Consider the following 311-nt stretch of genomic DNA (forward strand, 5'->3'; position numbering starts at 1 on the left):
TGGCCCCGGTGAACTTCGATGCCCTGTATGCGCAAGAGCTGCAGCGCATGCAACAGGAAGGCGCGCCGACGGTTCAGTAAGCTGAACCCGACGCCGCTCTAAATGTGGGAGCGGGCGTGTGTGGGAGCTGGCTTGCCAGCGATAGCATCACCTCTGTGTCACTGACACACCGAGGTGCCTGCATCGCGGGCAAGCCCGGCTCCCACACACGCCCGCTCCCACATTTGGTTTTGGGGGCTATTTGAAACCGAGCTGGCGCCAGCCTTCGTAGACGGCGACGGCCACGGTGTTGGACAGGTTCAGGCTGCGGC

Annotated in this window: 2 pseudogenes; one reads left to right on the forward strand and one right to left on the reverse strand. The window is 63.3% G+C overall.

What is annotated here, in order from left to right:
- A pseudogene (locus BHC62_RS28020) lies at positions 1 to 80 on the forward strand (protein-export chaperone SecB); the annotation flags it as partial.
- A gap of 157 nt (positions 81 to 237) precedes the next feature.
- On the opposite strand, the pseudogene BHC62_RS28025 reads toward BHC62_RS28020, so the two are convergent.
- Positions 238 to 311, reverse strand: a pseudogene (locus tag BHC62_RS28025) (tRNA (uridine(34)/cytosine(34)/5-carboxymethylaminomethyluridine(34)-2'-O)-methyltransferase TrmL); the annotation flags it as partial.

The sequence above is a fragment of the Pseudomonas sp. 06C 126 genome (assembly GCF_001855215.1).
In the GTDB taxonomy this organism is placed as follows: Bacteria; Pseudomonadota; Gammaproteobacteria; order Pseudomonadales; family Pseudomonadaceae; genus Aquipseudomonas; species Aquipseudomonas proteolytica.